The sequence below is a fragment of the Stenotrophomonas sp. 99219_Sma genome, from assembly GCF_056480785.1.
In genome coordinates, this window is record NZ_CM151117.1 from 3914357 (window position 1) to 3939286 (window position 24930).

Here is a 24930-nt window from a genome sequence, read left to right on the forward strand (position 1 = left end):
CATCCGTTTCCCGGGGAGGGGAAAGCGATGAGCCTGCTGGCCTGGATCGGGATATTCGCCGCCTGGAGCCTGTTCGCCACCTGGGTGCTGCGCTGGGGTGGCGCGGCCTGGATGGAAGGCTGGAAGTCGCTGGCCTTCGTCGACAGCTGGGGCAGCCTGTGGGACGAAGCGCAGATCAAGCTCTACTTCCTCTGCCTGTGGATCGTCTACGGCCTGTGGTTCCTGGCCGGCCTGTTCGTGCCGGAGTGGCGCGGCCTGCCGTGATGCATCTGCGTCGGTAGTGCCGGCCGCTGGCCGGCACCCCCTGGGCAAATAGCGGTTGCCGGCCAGCGGCCGGCACTACCAGTGCATCTGCGCCGGGCATGCGATCATCCTCCCATGAAGATCTATCTTGTCGGCGGCGCCGTGCGCGACCGCCTGCTGCAACGCCCTGCCGGCGACCGCGACTGGGTGGTGGTCGGTGCCACGCCCGCGCAGATGGAGGCGCAGGGCTACACCGCCGTCGGCCGCGATTTCCCGGTGTTCCTGCATCCGAAGACGGGTGAGGAATACGCGCTGGCGCGCACCGAGCGCAAATCCGGCCGTGGCTATCGCGGCTTCGTGGTCGATGCCGATCCGGCGGTGACGCTGGAAGAGGACCTGCAGCGCCGCGACTTCACCATCAACGCGATCGCCTGCGATGAGGAAACCGGCACGCTGGTCGATCCTTACGGTGGCGTTCGCGATCTTGAGCAGCGCGTGCTGCGCCACGTCGGCCCGGCGTTCGTGGAAGATCCGCTGCGCGTGCTGCGTGCGGCGCGCTTCATGGCACGCTTCGCGCCAGTGGGCTTCACCGTCGCCGAAGAGACCATGGCGCTGATGCGCGAGGTCGCCGCCAGTGGCGAGCTGGACGCGCTGGTGCCGGAACGCGTCTGGCAGGAACTGCGCAAGGCGCTGGTCAGTGAACGGCCCTCCGCCTTCCTGCGCACGCTGCACGCTGCGCATGCGTTGGGCCCGATCCTGCCCGAGCTGGAAGCGCTGTATGGCGTGCCGCAGCGTGCCGAATTCCATCCGGAAGTCGACACCGGCATCCACCAGGAAATGGTCAGCGACATGGCCGCGAAACTGGCACCGGGTGATGACCTGGTCGGCTTCGCTGCCCTCACCCACGACCTCGGCAAGGGCCTGACCCCGCCGGAGGAATGGCCACGCCACATCATGCACGAGCAGCGCGGCATCAAACCGCTGAAGGCATTGTGCGCGAGGTTGAAGATTCCCACCGAGCACCAGCAACTGGCCGAAGCGGTCTGCCGCGAGCACTTGAACGTGCACCGCATCGACGAACTGCGCGATGCCACCGTGCTGGAACTGCTGGGTCGCTGCGATGCATTGCGCCGGCCGGAACGCGTGGCCCGCATCGCGCTGTGCTGCGAGGCCGACAAGCGCGGCCGGCTCGGTTTCGAGGACAGCGACTACCCGCAGGGCGAGACGCTCAAGCGCCTGCACCAGGCGGCGCTGTCAGTGCAGGCACGGGATCTGGATACCACGCATCTGAAGGGCCCGGCCATTGGCGAGGCGCTGGCCAAGGCGCGGGTGAAAGCCATCGCCGCCGCCCGCTGAAGCCCGGGTAGTGCCGGCCGCTGGCCGGCACCTTCACATCGCCCGTCTATCGACGACGCTTGCGCGAGAAGTGGTCGACTGCATGAGCACCCAACAAGATAGGTTGCATCAAGAGGAAGAGCCAACCACCCAACCGGAGCGTCTCCACCGGATTGAACCGGGTGATGAACGCAGCTGCCAGTGCCAAACCCGCAAGAAGGCCGATCTCATAGACCCACAGCGATCGGTTAGAACGCTTGCCCACGATGCTCCTCTCCATTGAACAGGACGCACTTGCAAACCATCGCCGCCGTCCGGCATCACGGGTAGTGCCGGCCGCTGGCCGGCAACCAGACAATCCCTGGATTCAGTGCGCCATGCCGCGGGTGATCGCCGCTGCACGCTGCTTCAGCTGGGCCACGGCATCGGGAATCATCTCCATGCCCACGTCCAGGCCCGGGTTCAGCACCAGGCCGACGCCGTCGCCGATACCGGCCAACAGCGCGTGCACCGCAATCGGCATGGCATGCGCAAACTGCGGCAGCTGCTCGTGCCACAGGCCGGCGCGCTCGGGGGCGGTGAACACCGCGAACATCGGCTCGCCGCTCTCGCTGGTCAGCACCAGCGGCGAGATGCTCTCGTCCCAGGCGCCATCTTCGCCAATGGCCTTGTCCAGCAGCACGAACGCCGTCGAGGTCAGCAGGCCGTCGAGGAACTGCGACGCAGTCAGCGTGCCGTCCTGTGCCTGCAACAGGCGCACCTCGAGGTCGTTGAGGGGGTCGAACGGGGTGTCGTGGTCCATGGTCGGTTCCGGTACGTGATTGCAGGGCAGACTTTAACAGGCCCGCTCCTCAACCGAGGAATCCATGCCGCCACAGCCAGCCCAACGCCGCCAGACCGGCCACCACCACCAGCATAAGCGGCAGGCCGAAGCGGTGCCGCCACGGGATCGGCACCCCGCCCAGCTGCTGGTCCATGGTCTCGGTATCCAGCACCCAGCCGTGCTCGCACCGGGTGCAGGCCAGCTCGTAGCGGCGATGGTAGGTGAGGCCGAACAGCAGGTCGATGCGCGCCATCCTGTAGCGCAGCTGGGGGGCGAACTCGGTTTCCGTCTGGCAGCGCAGGCAGTGGTGGGCTTCGGTCGGGCCGACCACCATCACCCGTTCCTGCTGGCCGATCAGGATCATGGATCAGCGGCCCTGGCAGGCGGGTTGGGCCAGCAGCCAGGCTTGGGCGGCGGCCAAAGTGGCGGCATCACCCTCGATGCGCTGGTCGGGCTCGATCTTCAACCCATCACCACGATCATTGCGGTCGCGCATCACGGTGGTGGTCAACAACAGGCGGCTGCCATCGGCCAGTGTGCGCACGTTGTTGCCAGTCGAGACCCCTGCCGTCGGCTGGCCGAAGCTGCGCGTCTGCGCACGGCCACGCCACGCCAGCGCCGAGGCCTCGCCCGAACTGCCGGTACGCTGTCCGAACAGCACCGCCACCGGCGTGCCAGGCTGCCGCAGCACATAGCCGGTCTGGCCGAAGTCCAGCACCGGCTTGCCTGCACGCTGCACGGCGGTCGCGGTCAACGTCCAGCGCTCCGGCCCCTGTGCGGTTTCGAACGACCCCACATCTTCGTTGTTCACCACCGAGGTGCGCAGCAGCGGTGCCATGCCCAGCAGCATCGGCCACATGTTGCCACCGCTGTTGTCACGCAGGTCGACGATCCAGCCACAGCGCATGCCGTCGTCCTTGCTGCGGATGACCTGCTGCCACCGCGCGGCGCGCTGGATGTTCTGGCGGAACGCTTCCTGTGGCGTCGCGCCGGGCGTGGAGGCATATCCCTCGATGACCAACCAGCCGATGCGCGCATCCACCGCATCGGCGGCCTTGGCCCTTTCCACGGCGGCGGCGCCGACCTGCTGCGCGCGCGCAAGGGATTCGCTCTGGCGCTGGGTCGTCGTCCATACGCCATGATTGCCCGTGCTGACCGCAATGGCTTCGCGCAGAAACGCCAGCCGCTTCACGGGGTCACCCTGCACCGATTGCAGTCGTGTGCGGGTGCCAGGCCAGTCCACCCGGTCGCGATACAGCGCCTGCCGTTCAAGCAGGTTGAGGATCTCGGCCTCCGCCTCCGGCGAGGGCACCTCGATTGCCTTGGGCGTATCGGCCATGGCGTTGGCAGCCACCAGCGCGATCACCAGCGCACCAATGCGACGCACTCCCTTGCGAACCTGCATGTGACGTTTCCTTGTCGTTGAGGCAGGCGCACAGCATAGCCCGCAGGTGATGGCTTTCGCCATGCGCGGACTGTCGTATCTGGCCCCGCCGCGGATTGCAGCAAGACAGCTTGCACGCGATCAGTAGATTGCAACTTTGCCCATGTCATCGCCACGTAGAACGCCAGAAGGTTGCCTCCGTCGGCGCCTCCTGCGCTGGCCGGGATTGGCGTCCTGAATGAAGCTACTTGAAGTCGGGCTTGCGACCATGTCGCGGGCTCGAATAATGCACCGTCCGTCGTCCTGCGGCGGGCGGTGCGTGGGGATCCTTCCGATCCGCCGGCTTCGTTTCCTTTGGGTAGCTTCACCGGCACGCCAACCCGCACCGCCCGCCACCTTGCAACCCTGCAGGTGGCCCAGCCTTGTGAGGTTGCTGCCATGACCACGCTCTACCCCACCTACCCACGTCTGCATGTACTGCTCGGTGCCGCAATGCCCGGCCTGCAGCTCTCCAATGCCGCAGCCGAAGCGTTGGAAGATGCGCTCACAGAAGCCCATGAACACGCTCCGCCGCCGGCCTTCTTCGCCCGGTTGCACGGCATCGCGCAAAGCCACGCCGCCGATGGTCAGGTCTGGCGCGAACGGCAACTCAGCGATGTGCGTGGCCGGGAACTGGCGGAGGCGACGCGCTGCTTGGCAGCATTGTCTGCGTGCGGCGGGGTACTGCTGGCTGCACAGTCGGCGCGCGAGACGGACGATGCGCAGGCGCAGTGTCCGCCGCAGGTGGAGGAAGGCCTGCTGCACGCGGTGGTGGTGTTGGCCGATCATGCCAGCGCGCTGGTGGCGCCGGGTGCATGCGCGGGGTAATGGCACCGATGGATTCGTGTCGACAAAGGTCGACACCTACCAGAGCGGAGCATGGCGGTGACGGGATGAGTGCCGACCCAGGTCGGCACCTACCCAATCCTGCGGTGGTCACCAGTCCGCGCGCAGGCCGATGTTGCCTTCGATGATGCGGCGCTTCTCGTTGCGGTCGCCGCCCAGCTCGCACGTGTAGTCGGCCACGGCGTACGCACTGATGGTGCGGTTGAAGCGCCCGACCACACCTACGCCGGCTTCCAGTGCGCGCGAGCGCTGCGAATTGATGATCGTGTCGTTGTCGAAGCCGACGCGGTCCTCGCCAGAACGGCCATGCCAGTAATTGAGCTTGAAGTACGGTTGCCAGCCGTTGTCGGCCAACTGGTAATCGCCGGCCAGGCGTAGGCCGATGCGGCCGGTCCAGGCATTGTCGTTGTCGAAACGCACGCTCGATACTTCATCGCGACGGTCGTCCAGCGAGGTGCGCTGCCAGATCACCTGCACCTGCGGTTCCAGCCACCATGCGGACTGACCGAAGTGCAGCAGCGGCTTGCCGGCCTCCACCGACACGCTGGTGCCGTCGCCGCTCAGGCCGAAGCCGAGCCCGCGAGAGGAACGTACGCGGCCGTCGTAACGGCTCTGCATCGCCACGGCGTCGATGTACCCCCCGCTGCTGTCGGTGAACGTCCAGTACAGGCCCACGTGCTTGTCATCCAGGCGGTTCTGGCCCACCTGTACGTTCTCCCAGCCGAGTGCCAGGCCGGTGGTCTTGCCCTGCGCGCGGGTGCGGCCGACGAACACGCCGATCTGATTGCGATGGCTGTCATTGGCCGTGGCCCACACATCGAGGCCGGCCTGCAAGCCCATCACATCGCCATCGAAGCCCGGCTGCGCATCGCCCTTCCAATGGATCTCGCTGCTCTGCCCCACCAACCGGCCCCAGGCCGTGCGGAATGCGCCCTTGTTGTACAGCAGGCGCTGCTCGCCCTGCCGCTCATGGAACGTGCCGAGGCTGGCCAGCGAGGTCTCGCGCAGCAGCGGCGGCACCACGGCGTAGGTGGCGGTTTCCACGCGGTACAGCGGTACCACTGCGCCCTCGGCGGGGCGTGCACCCGGCGTCGGCGGCGCACCGGTTCCGGGCAGCGCTCCGCCAGCCACCGGCACGTCCGGCACCGCTGGATCACTGGGCGGCGCCACCGGCACGGGTTCCGGCGGCGGTGGTGGCGGCGCGGTCTCGCCTGCGGTCAGATCCGGATCGGTGGCGCCTTCGGGCGGCGGTGGCGGTGCCGGGGTGATCGGTGGTGGGGGTGCGACGGGTGGCGTCGGCGGCGGCGGCGCGCCATTGATACCGCTTCCGTTGGGCGCCGGTGCAGGCCCGGCCACTACGGTCGAGCGCAGGTACCAGTTCTCGCTGGTACCGGCACTGACACCGCCCTTGAACAGGAAGTACTCGTAGGCACCGGCCGCCACCGGTGCGAACAGCGAAAACGCGCCCGGCGCGGTGCGACCACCATTCAGGGCCTGCACCACCAGGATGCCATCGGCCAACGTGGCCGCTCCACTGCCTCCAGCGTTGATGACGCCGATGCCGGTCGTGCCGGTGGCGACACCGCCATCGATCACCAGTCGATCGCTGGTGGAATTGTCCGCACCCAGCACGGTACGCAGGTACAGGCCGCCACCGTCACCGCGGTAGTTGCCACGCACGGTGAACACGTCGCCAGCGCCGGCACCGGTCAGGTCGATGCGCCCGGCATTGACCATCTCCACCAGTGTGCCACTGTTGAACGGACGGACGGCATGGCCGCCACTGCCCGCGTAGACAGTGCTGGTGTCATCCACCGTGAGCGTGCCGGTGCCGGTTCCGCTGTCACCCAGCACCAGATCACCATCGAAGCTCAGCTCGGTGCTGTTGGCCAGGCTGATTGTCTCCCAGTTCTGGAAGCGTCCCACGCCCGCAGCCTTGACGTTGTTGAAGTTGAGCTGATCGATGCCACTGCCACCGTCGAACAGCGGCACTGCACCAAGGTTTCCCTGGTTGAGGTTGCTGAGGTTGGCCACGTCGTTGTCCGGCCCCATGTCGATCGCGCCGTAGACGATGCCGCCGCCGTTCCAGTTGAAGGTGTCGTTGCCGGTGCTGAGCAGTACCTGGCCGCGCACGGTGCCATCGGTGATGGTCACGCTGTCGGCACCACCACTGACACTGATGTTGCCGCCGATGTAGGCCGTACCCGAGATGATGATGGTGTCGGTGTCGAAGCCGGTGACCACGTTGCCCTCAACGATGCCGCCGGACTGATCCCACAGATTCTTGTCCAGCTTCATGTTGACGCGGCCGATGCGGCCAGCGGTCATCCAGGCCTGGTCGCCATCCTCGAACGCACCGACGATGCGGCCACCGCTCATGCGGAAGGTATCGATGTTGTCACCCTGCTGGAGGGCCCCGACGGTGCCGCCGGTCATGACGAAATCGTCGCGGCCGCTGCCCTGCACCACCACGCCGGTGACGGTGCCGCCGGTGACAGTCATCTGGTCATCGCCACCGCCCTGGTCGACGCTGTCGATCGTGCCGTCACTGAGCAGCAGCACATCGTTTCCATCGCCCTGCAGTACGCCTCCGGTGATGCTGCCGCTCTGCATCTCGAAGCGATCGTTGCCCGCATCGAACTGCACGCCGGTCTGACCACTGATCGTTCCCCGATTGACCAGCACGCTGTCGCCTGCGCCGATGAACTGCAGGGCAATGTTGTTGCCGGTGCTGATGCTGCCGCGGTTGTCGACGCGGCTGCCACCCCCAAGCTGCACGGCCACACCGCCCACCGAACTGATCGTGCCCTGGTTTGACAGCAGGTGACCACCGGCACCGACCAGCACGAGGGCCGATCCACCACCACTCTGCTGCAACTGGGCACCATTGCCGACGTTGACGGTGATTCCGGCCGCGCCACTGGCGGCAACGGGAACGGTCTGCGGATTCGGTGCGTTGGCATCACAGGTGACCGTCTGGCCGGCGGTCGGTGTCGAGTTGTTACAGCCGGCCCAGGCGACGCTGGCGGTCGTCAGAAGCAGGGACGGAACGGCGAGGGCCTGCAACACGGAAACAGCAAGGCGGCGCGGGCGGAACGCACGCGGAACGGCACGGGACATGGGGCACTCCTGGACGGGAAATCAGGAACTGCGTATGTGCGGCACTGCGCTTGCAGTCTGCCGTGTGGTGAACCGTTTCGACAGGTGAACTTGCGTGCAGAGAATCACAGTTCAGATGTGAAATCGCCCGGTCCTCACGCCAATGTGATGTGGCTGAAATCGTTCATTTTTTGGCACTTGGGAATCACGCGCAAAGCATCCACGCATGGCGTGGATCTACTGACCCTGCATTGCCAATCGATTCACTCATGGCACCTGGTAGATCCACGCCATGCGTGGATGCCGTTGGCGGATGGGGTCAGATCTTCAGATAGATCTTCCGCCGGTCCAGCCACCACGCCACGCCCCACCACAGCGCGACGAACGCCAGCGCCTGCAGCATCGACGCCAGCTCAAGCGCCTGCGGCATCGCGGTGGCAAGCTGCTGCCAGATCCAGCCCCAGGCGCCGGTCGCCATCAACACCACCGACATCACCGATGCGCCCAGATAGGCGGTGATTGCATTGACCCCGAAGCGCCGGCCCAGCGCCGGCCAGCCCTTCTGGTCGATCAGCACGTGGCCCAGCCACAGCGCCAGCGCCGCAAGACCGCCCGTCCACAGCACGTAACTGGGCGTCCACAGCTGTTTGTTCAGCGGCAACAAGATGGCCAGCAACAGGCCGAGCACAGCGGTCGCCACGCCCAGCCCGGCCAATGCCGCCGAACGCCCATTGCGCAGCAGGCCACCGGCAAGCAGGCCGAGCACCGTGCTGGCCAGCGCGCCCAGCGTACTCAGCAATCCTTCCGGGTCATGTCCGAGCCCGGTATCGGCATGCCACTGGTAGATCCACGGTGCGAACAGCGCGGTATCCAGACGACTGGCCGGATTGGTCCACGGCGCCAGATCGCCGACGCCCAGCAGCACGGTATACCCCACCAGCAGACTGACCAGTACGGCCGCCTGTGCGCGCGGACGCGCATACACCGCGAGCACGCCCACCAGCGCCGCGCATACCGCGATCCGCTGCAGCACACCCCAGATGCGGAAGTGATGGGTATCCAGCGCCCACCAGATCAGCAGGTGCAGCAACGCACCGGCCACCAGGATGCGCAGTGCGCGCTCCAGAACGCCGCGCGCCAACGCGGGTCGCGCCGCCGTGTCCAGCGCGCGTGGCGCCACGCTGAAGGCCATCGACACGCCCACCAGGAACAGGAAGAACGGGAACACCAGGTCGGTGGGCGTGCAGCCATGCCATTCCGAATGACGCAGCGGCGCGAACACCGCGCTCCAGTCACCCGGGTTGTTGACCAGCAGCATTGCCGCCACGGTGATGCCGCGCAGGGCATCGATCGAGCCCAGGCGGCGCGGCGGCATACTTCCCTTCAAGGGATCGGCCATCAAGCGGCCTCGTATTGTCCGGCAATCCAGGTGCCACGCACCTGCAGGGCATCGTCCAGCAGCACCAGGTCGGCCTGGTAACCCTCGGCGATGTGGCCCAGACGATCGTCAACGTTGAGGAACTGCGCCGGATAGGTCGAGGCCATGCGCGCGGCTTCGGCCAGTGGCTGGCCGAGCAGCTGCACGGTGTTGCGCACCGCGGTGGCCATGTCCAGCGCCGAGCCCGCCAGCGAACCGGCGGCATTGCGCACCACGCCGTCGATGGCGGTGATGGTTTCGCCGTACAGCACGTACCTGGGATCGTCGGCGCCAACCGGCGGCATCGCATCGGTGACCAGCAGCAGGCGGCCGCGTGGCTTGGCTGCCAGCGCCACGCGCAGGCTGGCCGGATGCACATGCACGCCATCGACGATGATGCCGATCCAGCTGTCGCGGTCTTCCAGCGCAGCGCCCACCGCGCCGGGCTCACGGCCCTGCAGCGGCGACATCGCGTTGTACAGGTGGGTGAAGCCACGCACGCCTGCATCCAGACCGGCGCGGATCTCTTCGTAGGTGCCTGCGGTATGCCCAGCGGCAACGATCACCCCGCGCTCGACCAGCGCGCGAATGGTCTCCAGCGGCACGCGTTCCGGTGCCAGCGTCAGCAGTGTCACACCGTTGTCCAGCGATGCGGCCAGCGCGATCTCTGCTTCGTCTGGCACACGGAACTTGCTGGCATCGTGCGTACCCTTGCGGGCCGGCGCGATGTACGGTCCTTCCAGATGGATGCCGATCACGCCTGGCACACCCTGCGCGATCGCCTCGCGCATCGCATCGATGGCTTCACGCATCACGCCCACGTCGTCGCTGATCAGCGTCGGCAGCATCGCGGTGGTACCGAAGCGGCGGTGCGCCTGCGCGATGGTGCGCAGTGCCGCCACGTCTGGCGTGTTGTTGAACAGCGCGCCGCCGCCACCATTGACCTGCACATCGATGAAACCGGGCAGCAGCCAGCCACCGCTCAGATCAACCTGCTCGGCGGCCTGGCCCAGCTGCGGCGCTGCATCGGGCAGCAGCGCGCTGATGCGGCCATGCTCGATCACGACCGCCAGATCGTCGCGGAACTCGTCGCCTGCCAGGATGCGGGCATTGCGCAGGACCGTGGCCATCACACCGTCTCCGTGACCTTGTTCAGGTGCGGCGGCAGATCCGGATTGAAGCCACGACGCAACGCCAGCGCGTTGATCGCGCGGTAGAAGCTCTGCACGGTCAGCAGCGGTGCGCACAGCGGATGCGGCGCGGCCGCTACCGGCAGGTTGCCACCGGCACCGGCCATCCACACCTGTGCACCGCGCGCGGTGAATTCCTCGACGACGGCACGCGTGCCGGCGCCGGTTTCATCAGGCTGGGCAAAGGCCAGCACCGGGAAACCGCGGTCGACCAGCGCCATCGGGCCATGCTTCACTTCAGCCGAGCTGTAGGCTTCGGCATGCAGGCTGCAGGTTTCCTTGAACTTCAGCGCGGCTTCCTGCGCCGCGCCCAGGCCCAGGCCACGGCCGAGCACGAACAGGTTGGTCGCCTCGACCAGGCCCTCGGTCACCGGCGTCCAGTCGCACTGCCAGGCCTCGCGCATCGCGTCCGGCAGCAGGTCCAGCGCCGCACGCAGGCTTGCGTCCTGCTTCCAGTAGGCAGCCAGCTGCAGCAGCGCGGCCAGGGACGCCAGGTAGCTCTTGGTCGCCGCCACACTCTTCTCGGCACCGGCATGCAGCGGAATGACCGTATCGGCCAGCTGCGCTAGCGGCGAGTCCTCGACGTTGACCAGTGCGATCACGCGCGCGCCGGCGGCCTTGGCAGCTTCCGCGTTGCGCAGCAGGTCCGGGCTCTTGCCCGACTGCGAGATGACGATGAACAGCGCGCCACGCAGCTGCAGCGGTGCGGCATAGACCGAACCCACCGACGGCGAAGCCGATGCGACCACCAGGCCCAGCTGGGTTTCCAGCAGGTACTTGCCATAGGTGGCGGCATGGTCGGAGCTGCCGCGTGCGCAGGTGACCACAAACGGCGGCGGCGCCGCACGCAGGCTGGCGGCCAGGGTTTCCATGGTGGCGTGGTTGCGCGAGAACTGGCGCGCGACCACGTCGGCCGCTTCAGCGGCCTCGGCGAACATCAGGGTGGACGTGGGGTCTGACAGCGACATGGCAGGCTCAGGCAGGATCGGAAGGAAGGGGGCGTGCGCCGGCCGGGCGCATCGGCGCGGTCGAACCGCGCACCACCAGCTGCGGCACGAAGCCCTGGTTGTGCAGCGGTGCCGGCGCATCGTCATAGGCGTCGCTGCGCAGCTGTGCGATCAGCAGGCGCGCGGCGTGGCGGGCGATGTCTTCGGTGGCCTGCTTGGCGGTGGTCAGCGGTGGCCACGACTGGCGCGAGAACGGGCTGTCCTCGAAACCGGCAATGGACAGGTCGTAGGGCACGTTCATGCCGGCCGACTTGGCAGCGGCCAGCACGCCGGCAGCGATTTCGTCGTTGGAACCGAAGATGGCGGTGGGCGGCTCGCGCAGCGCCAGCAGGCGGCGCGCGCCGCGGAAACCATCGTCGAAGGTGTAGTCGCCCTGCACCACCAGATGCTTGTCCACGGTCATGCCGTAGTCCTTCAGCGCGGCTTCGTAACCGGCATAGCGTTCGCCCGAGGAGCGGTGCGAGATGCCGCCCCAGAGGAAGCCGATGCGCTGGTGGCCCAGCTGGATCAGGTGCTCGGTGATCTCGTAGGCGGCCTCGCGGTCGTCGACGAATACGCAGGCACCATCGGCCGGGTCTTCGGTGGCCGCAATGATGCGCACCAGCTTGATGCCGCGCGCGGTCAGCGCCTGGATCAGGTCGCGGCGCTCGGACATCGGTGCGGTCAGCACCAACCCGGCCAGGCGCGAACGCTGCACCCAGTCGGCCAGCTCATCGGCCAGCAGCGGCGAGCTGGAATCGCAGGGATGGATCTGCAGGCCGAAACCGGTCTCGCGGCACGCGGCCAGCACGCCGTTCTGCACGCCGATGATGTGGTACGGGTTCGGGTTGTCGTAGACCAGCCCGATCACGAAGGTGGTGCCGCTGCGCAGGTTGCGCGCGGACGGATCGGGTTCGTAGTCGAGCTCGGCGATGGCACGCAGCACCCGCGCGCGGGTGGCCTGCATCACCGAGGGCTCGTTGTTGATCACGCGCGAGACCGTCTTCAGCGAGACCTTGGCTTTCTCCGCAACGTCCTTGATAGTCGCTCTGCGCATGGGTTTTCCCTGGGGTTGGCTGCCGTCCATCATCGCCGATCAGGCCTTGTCCTGCGGCAGGCCGGCGCGATGCCCGATCACCGAATAGAACAGGATGTACAGGTAGCACGGCACCATCAGCAGAACGAACACCAGCTGGAAGTCGATGTGCTGCTTGAGCACGGCGAACAGCTGCGGAATGATCGCGCCACCGGCGATGCCCATCACCAGCAGGGCCGAGCCGGTTTCGGTGAAGCGGCCCAGGCCACGGATCGCCAGCGGGAAGATGGCCGGCCACATCATGGCGTTGGCAAAGCCCAGCAGGGCCACGAAGGCTACCGACACATAGCCGTGGGTGGCCCAGGCGCCAAGACAGAACACCACGCCAAGCACCGCCGAAATGGTCAGGTAGCGCGACTGCGAGACAACCTTGGGGATCAGCAGCAGGCCGACCACGTAACCGACCAGCATTGCGCCCAGGGTAAGCGAGGTGAACATCTTGGTCTGGTCCAGCGGCAGGTCGAAGCCGTGGCCGTAGGTACCGATGGCATCGCCGGCCATCACCTCCACGCCCACGTAGACGAACAGGCACAGCACGCCCAGCCACAGATGCGGGAACTGGAAGATGCTGCGACGCTCGGCGGCACCGGCAGCCGCCGGCGTGGCGTTGGCTTCGGACGACTTGATTTCCGGCAGCGGCGAGAACAGCACCGCCACCGCCAGCACCACCAGCAGCGCAGCCATCGCCAGGTACGGGGTGTGGATCTTGGCGGCAAACTCGTTCAGCAGCGCGGCCTTTGTGACCGCATCTGCGGCCTGCACCTGTGCATCGAGGTCACCGATGCCGTGCAGCACCAGCGTGCCGATCAGCACCGGCGCCAGCATGCCGGCGATCTTGTTGCAGATGCCCATCAGCGCGATGCGGCGTGCCGCCGTCTCGATCGGGCCGAGGATGGAGATGTAGGGGTTGATCGCAGTCTGCAGCAGGGCCAGGCCGCTGCCGATCACGAACAGGCCGCCAAGCGCGCCCGGGTACCAGCGCTGGGTGGCGAACTCACCGAACAACGCAGCACCACCGGCCATCACCAGCAGGCTCAGGCTGAGGCCCTTTTTCATGCCGGTGCGGCGCAGGATCCACGACGCCGGCAGGGCCAGGAAGAAGTAGGACAGGTAGAACACCATCAGCACCAGGAAGGCACCGACCTCGCTGAGTTCGAAGGCCAACTTGACGAAGGTGATCAGCGGGCCGTTGAGCCAGGTGAAGAAGCCGATCAGGAAGAACAACACGCCTACGATGGCGATGGAGGTGGCCACGTTCGGGCGCGCGCTTGCAGCGGGGACGGCGGACATCAGGAGGGCTCCTGCGGCGACGGCCGCAGAACGCGGCGTCGGAGAGTGGCTGGGAACAACGTTGTCACATTCTTTCGATGGACAGCCGCGGTTTGTCAACTTCCACGCGCAGCCCTGTGAACCTCGTGCTGCACTGCGCAACCCGATCGCAACGCATCGTGCTGAATGCGCCGAAGGCCTTGGCCCATGTGCGGCAACGGTTCCCACGTGAAACCTGCACTCACGCCATGTAAACGTTTACTGCATGTCGCATTCGTTGCGATGCAGCAACGAAAGTGTCACGAACTCGTTGACATCGTTGTCAGCGGGGTTACAGACTCCGCCCCAATCGCCGCCCCCGATCCCGGGTCCGGCCCCACCTGCAGCAGGAGCCCGCGTGACCGCCAGCCACCCCGCCCCGGCCCATGTCCTGTCCCGAGTCGCGCCGACGTTCCTGGCCGCCGACGTCGGTGGCACCCATGTGCGCGTGGCCCGGGTCCAGGCCAGCGGTGATGCCGCCCATCCGGTGCAGGTGCTGGAGTACCGCAAGTACCGCAACGCCGACCATGCCGGCCTCAGCGCGATCCTGTCCGACTTCCTCGGCGAAGGCCCGCGGCCCACGCATTGCGTGGTCGCCAGTGCCGGCTACGCCCGCGAGGACGGCACGGTGATCACCGCCAACCTGCCGTGGCCGCTGTCGGCGCGCCAGGTGGAAGCCGACGTCGGCCTGCAGCGGGTCTACATCGTCAACGACTTCGAAGCCGTGGCCTACGCCGCCGCGCAGGTTGACGCCAGTGGCGTGCTGCACCTGTGCGGACCGGAAACCGCCGCCCGCGGCCCGACCCTGGTGGTCGGCCCCGGCACCGGCCTCGGCGCCGCGCTGTGGATCCCTACCGCGCACGGCCCGGTCGTGCTCCCGACCGAAGCCGGGCAACCGACCCTGGCCGCCAGCACCGAACTGGAAATGGCCATCGTCCGCCACATGCAGCGCGACCGCGCGCACGTGTCGATCGAACACGCGATCTCCGGCCCGGGCCTGATGAACCTGTACCGCGCGGTGTGCGCACTGCAGGGCCAGGCGCCGAGCCTGACCAGCCCCGACGCGGTCACCGCTGCGGCCATGGCCGACAGCGATGCACATGCGCGCCAGGCGCTGGATGTGTTCTGCGGCCTGCTCGGCAGCACCATCGGCGACATGGCGCTGTTCTACGGCGCCCACGGTGGCGTCTACCTGGCCGGCGGCATCCTGCCGCAGATCCGTGAATACCTGCACGCCAGCACTTTCGTCGAACGCTACCTGCAGAAGGGACCGATGGGCGAAGCGCTGGCACGCATCCCGGTGAAGGTCGTCGAGCACGGCCAGCTGGGCGTGGTCGGCGCTGCCAGCTGGTACCTGCAGCAGTCGGCCGCCTGACACCGCAACAGGCTTCAACGCAATCGCAGCACGCAGTACGTGGCACGCCAACGCACGGGACTTCGCCGCCGCCCCGCGCATGTCATCGCAACCGTAATCGAACACCGCCGCCGGCATCCAATCGAGTGATGAGGAGAGACATCATGAACACCCGCAAGACCCTGCTTTCGGCCGCCATCGTCAGCTGCCTCGCCTTCAGCGCGCACGCGCAGCAGGCCACCCAGACCGCCACCGACCTGGATACCGTGCAGGTCACCGGCATCCGTGGTTCGATGGAAAAGTCGCTGGATACCAAGCGCGAAGCCAATGCGCGCGTGGAAGTGGTCACCGCCGAAGACGTGGGCAAGCTGCCCGCGCACAACGTCGCCGACACCCTGCAGCGCCTGCCGGGTGTGAACATCAGCTCGTCCAGCGCCGACGAAGGCGGCTTCGACGAAGCCGACCGTGTCAGCCTGCGCGGCACCAGCCCGAGCCTGACCCAGACCCTGATCAACGGCCATACCGTCGGCTCGGCCGACTGGTTCGTGCTCAGCCAGGGCAACAACGTCGGCCGCAGCGTCAGCTACTCGCTGCTGCCGTCGGAACTGGTGCGCTCGGTGGAAGTGAACAAGTCCTCGCAGGCCAAGCTGCAGGACGGCGGCACCACCGGTACCGTCAACATCCTCACCCGCAAGCCGCTGGAATTCTCCAAGCAGCTCACCGCAGAAGGTTCGGTCGGCATGGTGCGTTCGGACCAGGCCAAGTCGAACGACCCGCAGCTGTCGGCGCTGTTCAACTACAAAAACGATGAAGGCAACTTCGGCGTGATGGTGCAGGCCTTCAGCCAGAAGCGCGAGCTGCGCCGCGAAGCGCAGGAAGTACCGGGCGGCTTCTTCCAGATCGATCCGAATGGCACCGTGGCCAAGTCCAACCCGGACCTGGCCGGCGTGTACGCGCCGGGCCTGCTCGGCTCGACCCTGTTCGAACAGACCCGCGAGCGCAAGGGCGGCCTGGTGTCGCTGCAGTTCAAGCCGATGGACAACCTGACCCTGGGCCTGGAAGGCTTCAGCTCGGAACTGAAGGCGAACAACTACAACCGCAACTTCATGCTGTGGGGCGGCCGCATCCTCAACGACCGCACCGTTGAAGATGCCAATGGCAACAAGATCCTGATTCCGGGCCAGGCCCCCAATCCGGGTTACGTCGTCAAGGATGGCGTACTGGCCAACGCCACCTTCGCCGGCCAGGCCGACCGCGACTACGCGGTGTACGACATGATCTACCGCGAGTCGAAGGCCAAGACCAACTACATCACCTTCGATGCCGACTGGCAAATCAGCGACAACCTGGGCATGAAGTTCCAGGCCGGCAACACCAAGGGCACCGGCGATACGCCGCGCCAGTACATCGCCGAGGTCAACCTGGCCCGCGGTGGCGGTGCCAACTGGTCGACCCACGGCAACGGCTCGCCGATCGACTGGAACGTTGGTGGCAACATCGGTCCGGGCGGCGTGACCGACTTCGGCACCTGGGGCAACCAGCAGGTCACCGCGATCGACAAGGAAAAGTGGGCCACGCTCGATTTCAACCAGTACTTCGCCGATGCCGGCGTACTGAACTCGATCGATTTCGGCGCCCGCTTCGGCGACCACAAGCGCGAGGCCAAGTCGCCGGAAGGCGCAACCCCGGGCGCGATCTGGAATGCGCTGAAGAACGGCGCGACCGCCAACTTCCCCGGTGGCTTCGCCAACGGCATCGGTGGCAGCTTCCCGCGCGACCTGTGGTACTTCACCCCAGGTGCACTGAAGGATGCAGTGACCAACAACTCCACCTGGCTGTCCGGCAATGATGGCCCGACTGGCCGCCACAACTACGGCGCCGAATGGAAGGTGTCGGAGAAGAACTTCGCTGCCTACGTGCAGGGCAATTTCAGCGGCGACCGCTGGAGCGGCAACGTCGGCCTGCGCTACGTCAACATCAAGCAGGACATCGATACCTACGCGGCCGCCACCGGTTCGACTGTGCCGGACGTGAGCAGCCTGTTCGGTGCCTGGACCCGCCAGGCCTTCGAGAACAAGCACAACCGTGTGCTGCCGAGCGCCAACTTCAAGTACGACCTGCGTGACGATCTGGTGCTGCGCGTGGCTGCGTCGCAGACGCAGACTCTGCCGGACTTCTCGGCCCTGGGCGCTTCATCCTACGGTTCGGACCTGAACCGTACCGGCGGCGGCGGCAATCCGAAGCTGAAGCCGGTGGTGTCGACCAACTTCGATGCCAACCTGGAGTGGTACTTCATGCCGCGCGGCATGTTGTCGATCGGTGCGTACTCGATGCGCCTGAAGGACTACGTGGCCTTCAGCACCGAGAAGGAAATGCTGTTCAGCGAGCTGACCAACCGCCTCGAGGAATACAACATCTCCCGCCCGCGCAATGCCGACGGCAAGGTACGCGGTATTGAAGTGGCCTATGAACAGCCGATCGGCGAATACTTCGGCGTCAACGCGAACTACACCTACGCTGATGGCAGCACCGAGCACACCTGGGCCGATGGAACCGACAACCTGCTGGGCACTTCGAAGAACACCTACAACGTGGGTGCCTACTTCGAGAACGACACCTTCGGTGCACGCGTCAGCTACACGCGCCGTTCGTCGTTCCTGATCGGCCTGTCCGGTGCCAACCCGTACTACCAGGATGACTTCGGCACGCTGTCGGCATCGCTGAGCTACAAGGCCACCGACTGGCTGAGCATCAGCTTCGATGCGCTCAACCTCAACAACCCGACCTACAAGTACTACCAGACCGCGGCCATCCCGACCTCGTTCTACAGCAACGGCCGCCAGTACTACCTCAACTTCCGCTTCAAGTACTGATCCAGCGGCGGCAACATCGCCGAGTCGTGCACGCACGCCGGGCCTGGGTCATTCCGGGCCCGGCGTTTTTCATGTATAGCGTTCATCGCACCGTTCCAAGGAGTCGTTCCGATGGTCAAGCCTTCCCGCGCCCGGATGCGCAGCGCAGTGCTGCTGGGCAGCCTGCTCGCCCTGCTGCCGGCACTGCCGGCACTCGCCGCCGATCCCACGCCTGCCGCTGAAGCACCCGGCCCGCAGCTGCGCGCCGGCAGCCTGATGCTGATTCCCGCCCCCAGCAATGTGCAGGCCGGCCAGGGCAGCGGCATCACCGTTCGCGCCGACACCGTGCTGCAGGCCGAAGGCGAAGTCGCGCAGCGCGTCGCCGCCCAGTTCGCCGACCTGCTGGCCCGCAGTGGTGGCCCGCGCCTGGTCCTGGCCAAGGGCAAGGCTGCAGCCAAGACCGGCAGCATCCGCTTCCAGATCGTGCCCACCTTCCGCGACAGCGGCGAAAGCTACACGCTGGAGAGCACCGCGCAGGGCGTGCTGATCCAGGCCGGCAACGAAACCGGCCTGTTCTATGGCGCGACCACCCTCGCCCAGCTCGCCACCGGCGGCAGCAACGGGGTGCTGCCAGCGGTGCAGATCCAGGATGCGCCACGCTTCAGCTGGCGCGGCTTCATGCTCGACTCGGCACGGCATTTCCAGAGCCTGGACGAGATCAAGCGCGTGCTCGACGCAATGGCTGCGCACAAGCTCAACACCTTCCACTGGCACCTTACCGATGACCAGGGCTGGCGCATGGAGATCAAGCGCTACCCGAAGCTGACCGAGGTGGGCAGCTGCCGCCTGCCGGCCGGCGATGGCGGCATCGATCCGGTCAGCGGCCAGGAGCATCCGTACTGCGGCTTCTACACGCAGGACCAGATCCGCGAAGTGATCGCCTATGCCGCGAAGCTGCATATCCAGGTGATCCCGGAAATCGATGTCCCGGGCCACGCGACTGCCGCGATTGCTGCGTATCCGGAGCTGGGCACCATCGATACGCCGTTGAAGCCGATCAGCGAATGGGGCGTGTTCCCCAACCTGTTCAACACTGAAGACAGCACCGTCACCTTCCTGGAAAACGTGCTGGAAGAAGTGATCGACCTGTTCCCGGCCAAGTACGTGCACGTCGGTGGCGACGAGGCGGTGAAGGACCAGTGGGAAGCGTCGAAGCAGGTGCAGCAGCGCATGCGTGCGCTGGGCATCAAGGATGAAATGGCCATGCAGAGCCACATCATCAAGCGCCTGGAGACCTTCCTGGAGGAGCACGACCGGCGCCTGATCGGCTGGGATGAGATCCTCGAAGGCGGGCTGCCGCCGCAGGCCACGGTGATGTCCTGGCAGGGCACCGAAGGCGGCCTGGCCGCGGCCAGCGCCGGCCATGACGTGATCATGTCGCCGGTCGGCTACCTCTATCTGGATTACCTGCAGACGGCCTCGCCGAACGAACCGCCGGGCCGTCCGAGCCAGGTCAATCTCGGCAAGCTCTACAACTTCGAGCCGGTGCCGGCCGAACTGGCCGCAGACAAGCGCGGGCACATTCTCGGCCTGCAGGCCAACATGTTCACCGAGCACACGCGCAGCTATGCGCGCCTGCAGCACAACCTGTTCCCGCGCCTGGCCGCTGTGGCCGAGACCGGTTGGAGCACGCCGGAACATCGCGACTTCCGCGATTTCCTCGCACGCCTGCCGGCACAGCTGCAGCGCTACCGTGCCTGGGGCCTGGCCTATGCGCAGACCCCGTTCGAAGTAGGCGTGGACTACACCGATGATCGTGCGAAGAACACCGTGACCGTGTCGCTGGCCAATCCGCTGGGCTATGAAGTGCGCTACAGCACCGATGGCCAGCCGGTGACCGCGCAGTCCGCGCTGTACCAGCAGCCGCTGACGGCGCAGCTGCCCGCCGCCGTGCAGGCCGCCGCGTTCTACCAGGGCCAGATGCTGGCCGCGAAGCCGACGGTTGCGGACTTCACTGCGCAATCGCTGCTCAGCCGCCGCAGTGATGAACTGCTCAGCTGCGTGGGCAAGAAGGGGCTGGTGCTGCGCCTGGAAGACGATGGCCCCCGCGAAGGCAACCGTGCGGTGTTCAACGTGGACATCTTCCAGCCGTGCTGGCGCTGGCCGCAGGCGCAGCTGGACGGCATCGGCAGCGTGGAAGTGCGTGCAGGTCGCATCCCGTACTACTTCCAGCTGGCCCACGACGAGCCCAAGCGTCGCTTCGAGAAGGCCAAGCGCGCGCATGGCGAGATGCAGGTGCGTCGCGGCGACTGCAGCGGCAAGGTGCTGGCTGAGGTACCGCTGCCGGCCAAGCCCGATGCCGATGGCTTCCTGACCCTGCGTGCGACGCTGCCGAAGGGCACCCAGGGTAACGGCGACCTGTGCATCAACTTCACCGGCGACACGCGCCCGGCGATGTGGGTGCTGGATGAGGTCACGCTGGGGAAATGACGGCAGGTCTGTCCTGGTGGGTGCCGACCCTGGTCGGCACCCCGGGCAGTTCATCCACGCATGGCGTGGATCTACCGGTAGGTGCCAACCTTGGTTGGCACGCCTTTACCCGCGCCAGCGCAGCAGCAGGTCGCGCATCGGGGTCAGTGCAGTGGCCATGCCGGCCAGCACGCCAATGGTGTTGGCCAGCGCATCCATTGGGTCGGCCATGCGGTTGCTGGTCAGCGCGCCCTGCGCGAACTCGATGCCGATGCCCATCAGCACCAGGCCCACGCCCACCCACAGCAGCGGGCGGCCCCGACGGAACAGCTGCACCGCGCTGCCGGCCAGGATGAAATAGGCGAGGAAGTGTTCGCCCTTGTCGCTGTTTTCCGGCAACGGAATCGGCGGTGGTGGGATCAGGCACACCACGATCACCAGCAGTACTGCCGCCGCCCACAGCGCGGCCCACAACCGGGGCCGCAGCAGCGGCTTGATCACCGGCAACGCGTGGCTCACAGGCGCCAGCTCAGGTCACCCAGCTCGAAGGCCGGTTCGAAGTCGACGCCACGCTGCAGGCCGATAGCCTGGAAGCGCTCGCCCATCTCCGTCGGCAGGGTCAGCTTCTTCACCTGGTCGCGCAGCTGGATGCGGCCGACCTCATCGGTGCGTTCCTCGGCCAGCAGCAGCACCTGGTCCAGGCCGTTGCCAAGCAGGAAACTGGCCTGGCTGCAGTAACCGGCCAGCTCGAAACCGCCGTGCATGCCGGCCTCGGCCATCGCGGTGAAATCCACCGACGCCGTGATGTCCTGCAGGCCCGGCCAACGATGCACGTCGTTGTGCACGTGGTGGCGGTAGAACGCACGCACGGTGCCATCATCGCGGTCGTGCTGGTAGAACTCGCCGCGGTTGTAACCGTAGTCGACGAACAGCATCGCGCCACGCTGCAGACCACCGGCGACCGCCTGCAGCCAGTACGGCAGCTGCGGCAGCACTTCGGAGCGGTAGCCCTCGGCGAAGGGCTTTTCCAGGTAGCGCTCGATGTGGCGTACCGCGCCATTGAGCAGGATGTCGGCTGGCTGCGCGCCGCGGATGAAGTTGCCTTCGGCATCCAGCTCGACGGTTTCCTCGTAGACCTCGCCATCCCGGATCAGGAAGCGCGGGGTCGGCAGCGCGTCGATCACCTCGTTGGCAAACACCACGCCCTCCCAGTCCTCCTCGAACGGGCGGTCGACCCAGTCCACGCGCGCCGCCAGCTCGGCCGGCAGGTTCTGCTGCAGGCGCTGCTGCTGGCGCTCGCGCAGGTCCGCACTGGGTTCGAGGATGGCGTAGCGCGACGGCAGCGCGTCGAGCTCGGCCAGGCGCAGCAGCACCGCTTCGGCGAAGGCGCCGGTACCACCGCCCAGTTCCAGCATCCGCGCCTGCGCACCCAGCTGGGCGAACACCGGCGCCAGCGCATTGGCCACGCTGCCGGCGAACAGGCTGCCGAGCTCGGGCGCGGTGGTGAAGTCACCGCTGCCACCGAACTTGCTGGCGCCGGCGCTGTAATAGCCCCAGCCGGGGGCGTACAGGCACAGTTCCATGAAGCGCGAGAACGGCATCGCCCCGCCCTGCGCAAGGATTTCGGCACGCAGGGCGGCGGCCAGCTGGTCGCTGTGGGCCAGGGCATCGGCTTCGGGCAGGGGGAAGGTGGGCTGCATGGCGTCTTCGAATGCGGTGACAATGGTGCACAGGATAGCCGAGCCTTGGAGGACCCTCGATGAGCGACACCCACCCCGTGGTCCTGATCACCGGCAGCGCGCGCCGGATCGGTGCGGCCATCGCCCGCCAGTTCCATGCCTGTGGCTGGTCGGTGGTGCTGCACGCCAACACCTCCAGCGCGGAGCTGCAGCAGGCCGCGTTCGATTTCGACAACGTGCGCCCGGGCAGCGTGCTGGCCCTGCAGGCCGACCTGCGCGACGCCGACGCCCTGGCCGACCTGGTGGAGCAGGCCGTCACCCACTTCGGGCGACTGGATGCACTGGTCAACAACGCCTCCAACTTCTTCCCCACCCCGCTCGGCCAGGTCACCGCCGAGGCGATGGACGAGCTGTATGCGGTCAATGCGCGCGCGCCGCTGCTGCTGTCACAGGCGGCGGCGCCCTACCTGCGCCGCCAGCAGGGCTGCATCGTCAACCTGACCGACCTGCACGGCACCGACCCGATGCGCGACCACATCGCCTACACCATGGCCAAGGCCGCGCTGGAGATGGCCACCCGCTCGCTGGCGCTGGAGCTGGCGCCGAAAGTGCGGGTCAATGCGGTAGCGCCGGGGGCGATCCTGTGGCCGGAACAGGGCAAGGACGATTTCGCCCGCGAGGCGCTGCTGGCACGCACGCCGCTGGCACGGATCGGCACGGTCGAGGAGATCGCCGAGGCGGTCTACTGGCTGGTGGCCGAAGCCAGCTTCGTCACCGGCCACACTTTGCGCGTGGATGGTGGGCGTACGGTCAGTTGAGGTAGTGCCGGCCGCTGGCCGGCAACCTCCGTCATCCGAGGTCCACCACCTCGAACGCCTCGCCAAACTGTCTGTGCGCACGCCACAGCGTTGCCAGGTCCTGCCCGCTGACCGGGTCGATGAAGCCCGGCGCGATGTCGGCCAGCGGCTTCAGCACGAAGGCGTGCTTCAGCTCCGGGCGCGGAATGCGCAGGTGGCCGGGACCTTCCACCACCAGATCCCCGTAGAACACTACGTCGATGTCCAGGGTCCGATCGGAGAAGCGCGGCCCGCTGCGGTCGCGCCCGTGCGCGTCTTCCAGCGCATGCAGCCACTCGTCCAGTTCCTGCAGCGGCAGGTCGGTTTCGATCGCCACCGCATTGTTGAGGAAGGCCGGGCCATCGAAGCCGACCGCGGCGGTACGGTAGGCGGGCGACACCTGCAGCGCGCCGAAGCGCTCGCGCAGGGCCGCCACCGCGGCGTGGAGGTAGCGACGGGGCTGGACGTTGCTGCCCAGGCTCAGGAGCACGGTGGTCATGCGGTTCAGGTGACGGCACTTGGGGGGGGCGTGGACATGCCGTCGTCACGGCGGCCTGCCTACAATCCGGGACGCACATGATAGGGCACCGACATGACCTATTGCGTTGGAATCGAGGTGGACGAGGGCCTGGTCTTCGCCGCCGACACCCGGACCAATGCCTCGCTGGACGATGTGCGCGTGCACCGCAAGCTGCACGTGTTCGAGTACCCCGGCCAGGCAGCCTACGTGCTGATGGCGGCTGGCAACCTGGCCACCACCCAGCTGCTGGTGTCGCGCCTGGGGCGCGATGCCGCCGAACGGCGCACGCCCAACCTGCGCGACATGGCCCATCTGTTCGAAGCCGCCGAGTACGTCGGCCAGCTGCTGGTGGACAGCCAGGTGCACAGCAGCCACAGCGAACACGGCCATGACGGGGTCAACACCCAGGCCACGCTGATCTTCGGCGGCCAGATCGCCGGCGAGCGTCCCGGGCTGTACATGATCTACCCGCTCGGCAACGCCATCGCTGCTTCGCCGGAGACGCCCTACCTGCAGATCGGTGAGTCCAAGTACGGCAAGCCCATCCTGGACCGCATCCTCAGCCCGGCCACACACCTGGAGGATGCCGCGCGTACGGCGATCGTCTCGCTGGACTCCACCATCCGTTCCAACCTGTCGGTGGGCCTGCCGATCGATCTGGCGCTGCTGCGCGACGGCGAGCTGCGCATCGGTCAGCAGCTGCGGCTGGGCGCGGATTCGGCGTTGTATGCCGATATTCACCAGAACTGGTCGCGGCGGCTGGAACAGGCGGTGGACGCACTACCACGGTTCCCCTGGGAAACCCTGGACCGGTAGTGCCGGCCGCTGGCCGGCAACCGCAGTGATCCTACCGCACGGGAATGCCGGCCAGCGGCCGGCACTACCGCGGCATCAGCCCAGCGCTTCGGCCACCGCGCGGAAGACCTGCTGCATCGGCAGCGGCCAATACCAGCCACGCATCTCCAGAGAAACCGGGGACCGGTAGTGCCGGCCGCTGGCCGGCAACCGCAGTGATCCCACTGCACGGGAATGCCGGCCAGCGGCCGGCACTACCGCGGCATCAGCCCAGCGCTTCGGCCACCGCGCGGAAGACCTGCTGCATCGGCAGCGGCCAATACCAGCCACGCATCTCCAGGGAAACCGGGGACCGGTAGTGCCGGCCGCTGGCCGGCAACCGCAGTGATCCCATCGCACGGCGATGCCGGCCAGCGGCCGGCACTACCGCGGCATCAGCCCAGCGCTTCAGCCACCGCGCGGAACACCTGCTGCATCTGCAGCGGCTAAATCCAGCCACGCATCTCCAGGGAAACCGGGGACCGGTAGTGCCGGCCGCTGGCCGGCAACCGCAGTGATCCCACCGCACGGGAATGCCGGCCAGCGGCCGGCACTACCGGGGCATCAGCCCAGCGCTTCAGCCACCGCGCGGAACACCTGCTGCATCGGCAGCGGCCAAT

21 protein-coding genes are annotated in these 24930 nt (G+C 67.0%); 8 read left to right on the forward strand and 13 right to left on the reverse strand.

Going from position 1 to position 24930, the window contains the following annotated elements:
• Window positions 1-27: 27 nt before the first annotated feature.
• Complete coding sequence (locus ACZK13_RS17840) at window positions 28-264, forward strand: hypothetical protein (RefSeq protein ID WP_049429401.1); 237 nt, start codon at window positions 28-30, stop codon at window positions 262-264.
• Between the two features lie 114 nt (window positions 265-378).
• Window positions 379-1599, forward strand: coding sequence for a multifunctional CCA addition/repair protein (locus ACZK13_RS17845; protein ID WP_125895626.1), 1221 nt, complete (start codon window positions 379-381; stop codon window positions 1597-1599).
• 46 nt (window positions 1600-1645) lie between these two features.
• Here ACZK13_RS17845 and ACZK13_RS17850 read toward each other — a convergent pair whose 3' ends face one another.
• The 4 genes from ACZK13_RS17850 to ACZK13_RS17865 all read right to left on the reverse strand — a co-directional run bounded on the left by ACZK13_RS17850 (window position 1646) and on the right by ACZK13_RS17865 (window position 3806).
• Window positions 1646-1843 (reverse strand): hypothetical protein, encoded by a 198-nt coding sequence (locus tag ACZK13_RS17850; protein ID WP_125895627.1) that lies wholly within the window; start codon window positions 1841-1843, stop codon window positions 1646-1648.
• A 102-nt stretch (window positions 1844-1945) separates the two neighbouring features.
• Entirely contained in the window at window positions 1946-2380 is a 435-nt protein-coding gene (locus tag ACZK13_RS17855; protein ID WP_049429399.1) for an SseB family protein, read from the reverse strand.
• 49 nt (window positions 2381-2429) lie between these two features.
• Entirely contained in the window at window positions 2430-2765 is a 336-nt protein-coding gene (locus ACZK13_RS17860) for a hypothetical protein (protein ID WP_478482013.1), read from the reverse strand.
• Between the two features lie 3 nt (window positions 2766-2768).
• Window positions 2769-3806 (reverse strand): S41 family peptidase, encoded by a 1038-nt coding sequence (locus ACZK13_RS17865; protein WP_253145337.1) that lies wholly within the window; start codon window positions 3804-3806, stop codon window positions 2769-2771.
• 417 nt (window positions 3807-4223) lie between these two features.
• Between ACZK13_RS17865 and ACZK13_RS17870 the strand changes: the two genes are divergently transcribed.
• Window positions 4224-4652, forward strand: a complete 429-nt coding sequence (locus ACZK13_RS17870) for a hypothetical protein (RefSeq protein ID WP_019338418.1) — start codon at window positions 4224-4226, stop codon at window positions 4650-4652.
• Between the two features lie 108 nt (window positions 4653-4760).
• On the opposite strand, the gene ACZK13_RS17875 is transcribed toward ACZK13_RS17870, so the two are convergent.
• The 6 genes from ACZK13_RS17875 to ACZK13_RS17900 form a co-directional block, all read right to left on the reverse strand.
• Entirely contained in the window at window positions 4761-7790 is a 3030-nt protein-coding gene (locus ACZK13_RS17875) for an autotransporter family protein (protein ID WP_253145339.1), read from the reverse strand.
• Window positions 7791-8088: 298 nt separating this feature from the next.
• Window positions 8089-9168 carry an acyltransferase family protein gene (locus ACZK13_RS17880; protein ID WP_253145341.1) on the reverse strand — a complete coding sequence of 360 codons (1080 nt, stop codon included), beginning with the start codon at window positions 9166-9168 and terminating at the stop codon, window positions 8089-8091.
• Complete coding sequence (gene nagA, locus ACZK13_RS17885) at window positions 9168-10316, reverse strand: N-acetylglucosamine-6-phosphate deacetylase (protein ID WP_253145343.1); 1149 nt, start codon at window positions 10314-10316, stop codon at window positions 9168-9170. The genes ACZK13_RS17880 and nagA overlap by 1 nt, the downstream gene beginning before the upstream one ends.
• Window positions 10316-11344: an SIS domain-containing protein gene (locus ACZK13_RS17890; protein WP_049400482.1), complete on the reverse strand. Its 1029-nt coding sequence runs from the start codon at window positions 11342-11344 to the stop codon at window positions 10316-10318. The genes nagA and ACZK13_RS17890 overlap by 1 nt, the downstream gene beginning before the upstream one ends.
• Before the next feature lie 7 nt (window positions 11345-11351).
• Window positions 11352-12419, reverse strand: coding sequence for a LacI family DNA-binding transcriptional regulator (locus ACZK13_RS17895; protein ID WP_006391719.1), 1068 nt, complete (start codon window positions 12417-12419; stop codon window positions 11352-11354).
• Window positions 12420-12458: 39 nt separating this feature from the next.
• The gene (locus ACZK13_RS17900; RefSeq protein WP_106469126.1) at window positions 12459-13748 is read right to left on the reverse strand and encodes a sugar MFS transporter; all 1290 of its coding nucleotides are present in this window, start codon (window positions 13746-13748) and stop codon (window positions 12459-12461) included.
• A 376-nt stretch (window positions 13749-14124) separates the two neighbouring features.
• Between ACZK13_RS17900 and ACZK13_RS17905 the strand changes: the two genes are divergently transcribed.
• The 3 genes from ACZK13_RS17905 to ACZK13_RS17915 all read left to right on the forward strand — a co-directional run bounded on the left by ACZK13_RS17905 (window position 14125) and on the right by ACZK13_RS17915 (window position 20462).
• Complete coding sequence (locus tag ACZK13_RS17905; RefSeq protein ID WP_049461491.1) at window positions 14125-15141, forward strand: glucokinase family protein; 1017 nt, start codon at window positions 14125-14127, stop codon at window positions 15139-15141.
• 143 nt (window positions 15142-15284) lie between these two features.
• Window positions 15285-17993, forward strand: coding sequence for a TonB-dependent receptor (locus ACZK13_RS17910; RefSeq protein WP_478482014.1), 2709 nt, complete (start codon window positions 15285-15287; stop codon window positions 17991-17993).
• A gap of 111 nt (window positions 17994-18104) precedes the next feature.
• Complete coding sequence (locus tag ACZK13_RS17915; RefSeq protein ID WP_478482016.1) at window positions 18105-20462, forward strand: beta-N-acetylhexosaminidase; 2358 nt, start codon at window positions 18105-18107, stop codon at window positions 20460-20462.
• A gap of 105 nt (window positions 20463-20567) precedes the next feature.
• Here ACZK13_RS17915 and ACZK13_RS17920 read toward each other — a convergent pair whose 3' ends face one another.
• Together ACZK13_RS17920 and ACZK13_RS17925 are read right to left on the reverse strand one after the other, a co-directional pair.
• Window positions 20568-20960, reverse strand: coding sequence for a VanZ family protein (locus ACZK13_RS17920; RefSeq protein ID WP_182266709.1), 393 nt, complete (start codon window positions 20958-20960; stop codon window positions 20568-20570).
• Window positions 20957-22141, reverse strand: a complete 1185-nt coding sequence (locus tag ACZK13_RS17925; RefSeq protein WP_097048873.1) for a class I SAM-dependent methyltransferase — start codon at window positions 22139-22141, stop codon at window positions 20957-20959. The genes ACZK13_RS17920 and ACZK13_RS17925 overlap by 4 nt, the downstream gene beginning before the upstream one ends.
• A 59-nt stretch (window positions 22142-22200) precedes the next feature.
• On the opposite strand from ACZK13_RS17925, the gene ACZK13_RS17930 reads away from it, so the two are divergent.
• The gene (locus tag ACZK13_RS17930) at window positions 22201-22938 is read left to right on the forward strand and encodes a pteridine reductase (RefSeq protein WP_024957037.1); all 738 of its coding nucleotides are present in this window, start codon (window positions 22201-22203) and stop codon (window positions 22936-22938) included.
• A gap of 31 nt (window positions 22939-22969) precedes the next feature.
• Here ACZK13_RS17930 and folK read toward each other — a convergent pair whose 3' ends face one another.
• The gene (folK, locus tag ACZK13_RS17935) at window positions 22970-23455 is read right to left on the reverse strand and encodes a 2-amino-4-hydroxy-6-hydroxymethyldihydropteridine diphosphokinase (RefSeq protein WP_423162541.1); all 486 of its coding nucleotides are present in this window, start codon (window positions 23453-23455) and stop codon (window positions 22970-22972) included.
• Between the two features lie 93 nt (window positions 23456-23548).
• On the opposite strand from folK, the gene ACZK13_RS17940 reads away from it, so the two are divergent.
• Window positions 23549-24292, forward strand: coding sequence for a proteasome-type protease (locus ACZK13_RS17940; protein WP_032130415.1), 744 nt, complete (start codon window positions 23549-23551; stop codon window positions 24290-24292).
• Window positions 24293-24930 lie beyond the last annotated feature (638 nt).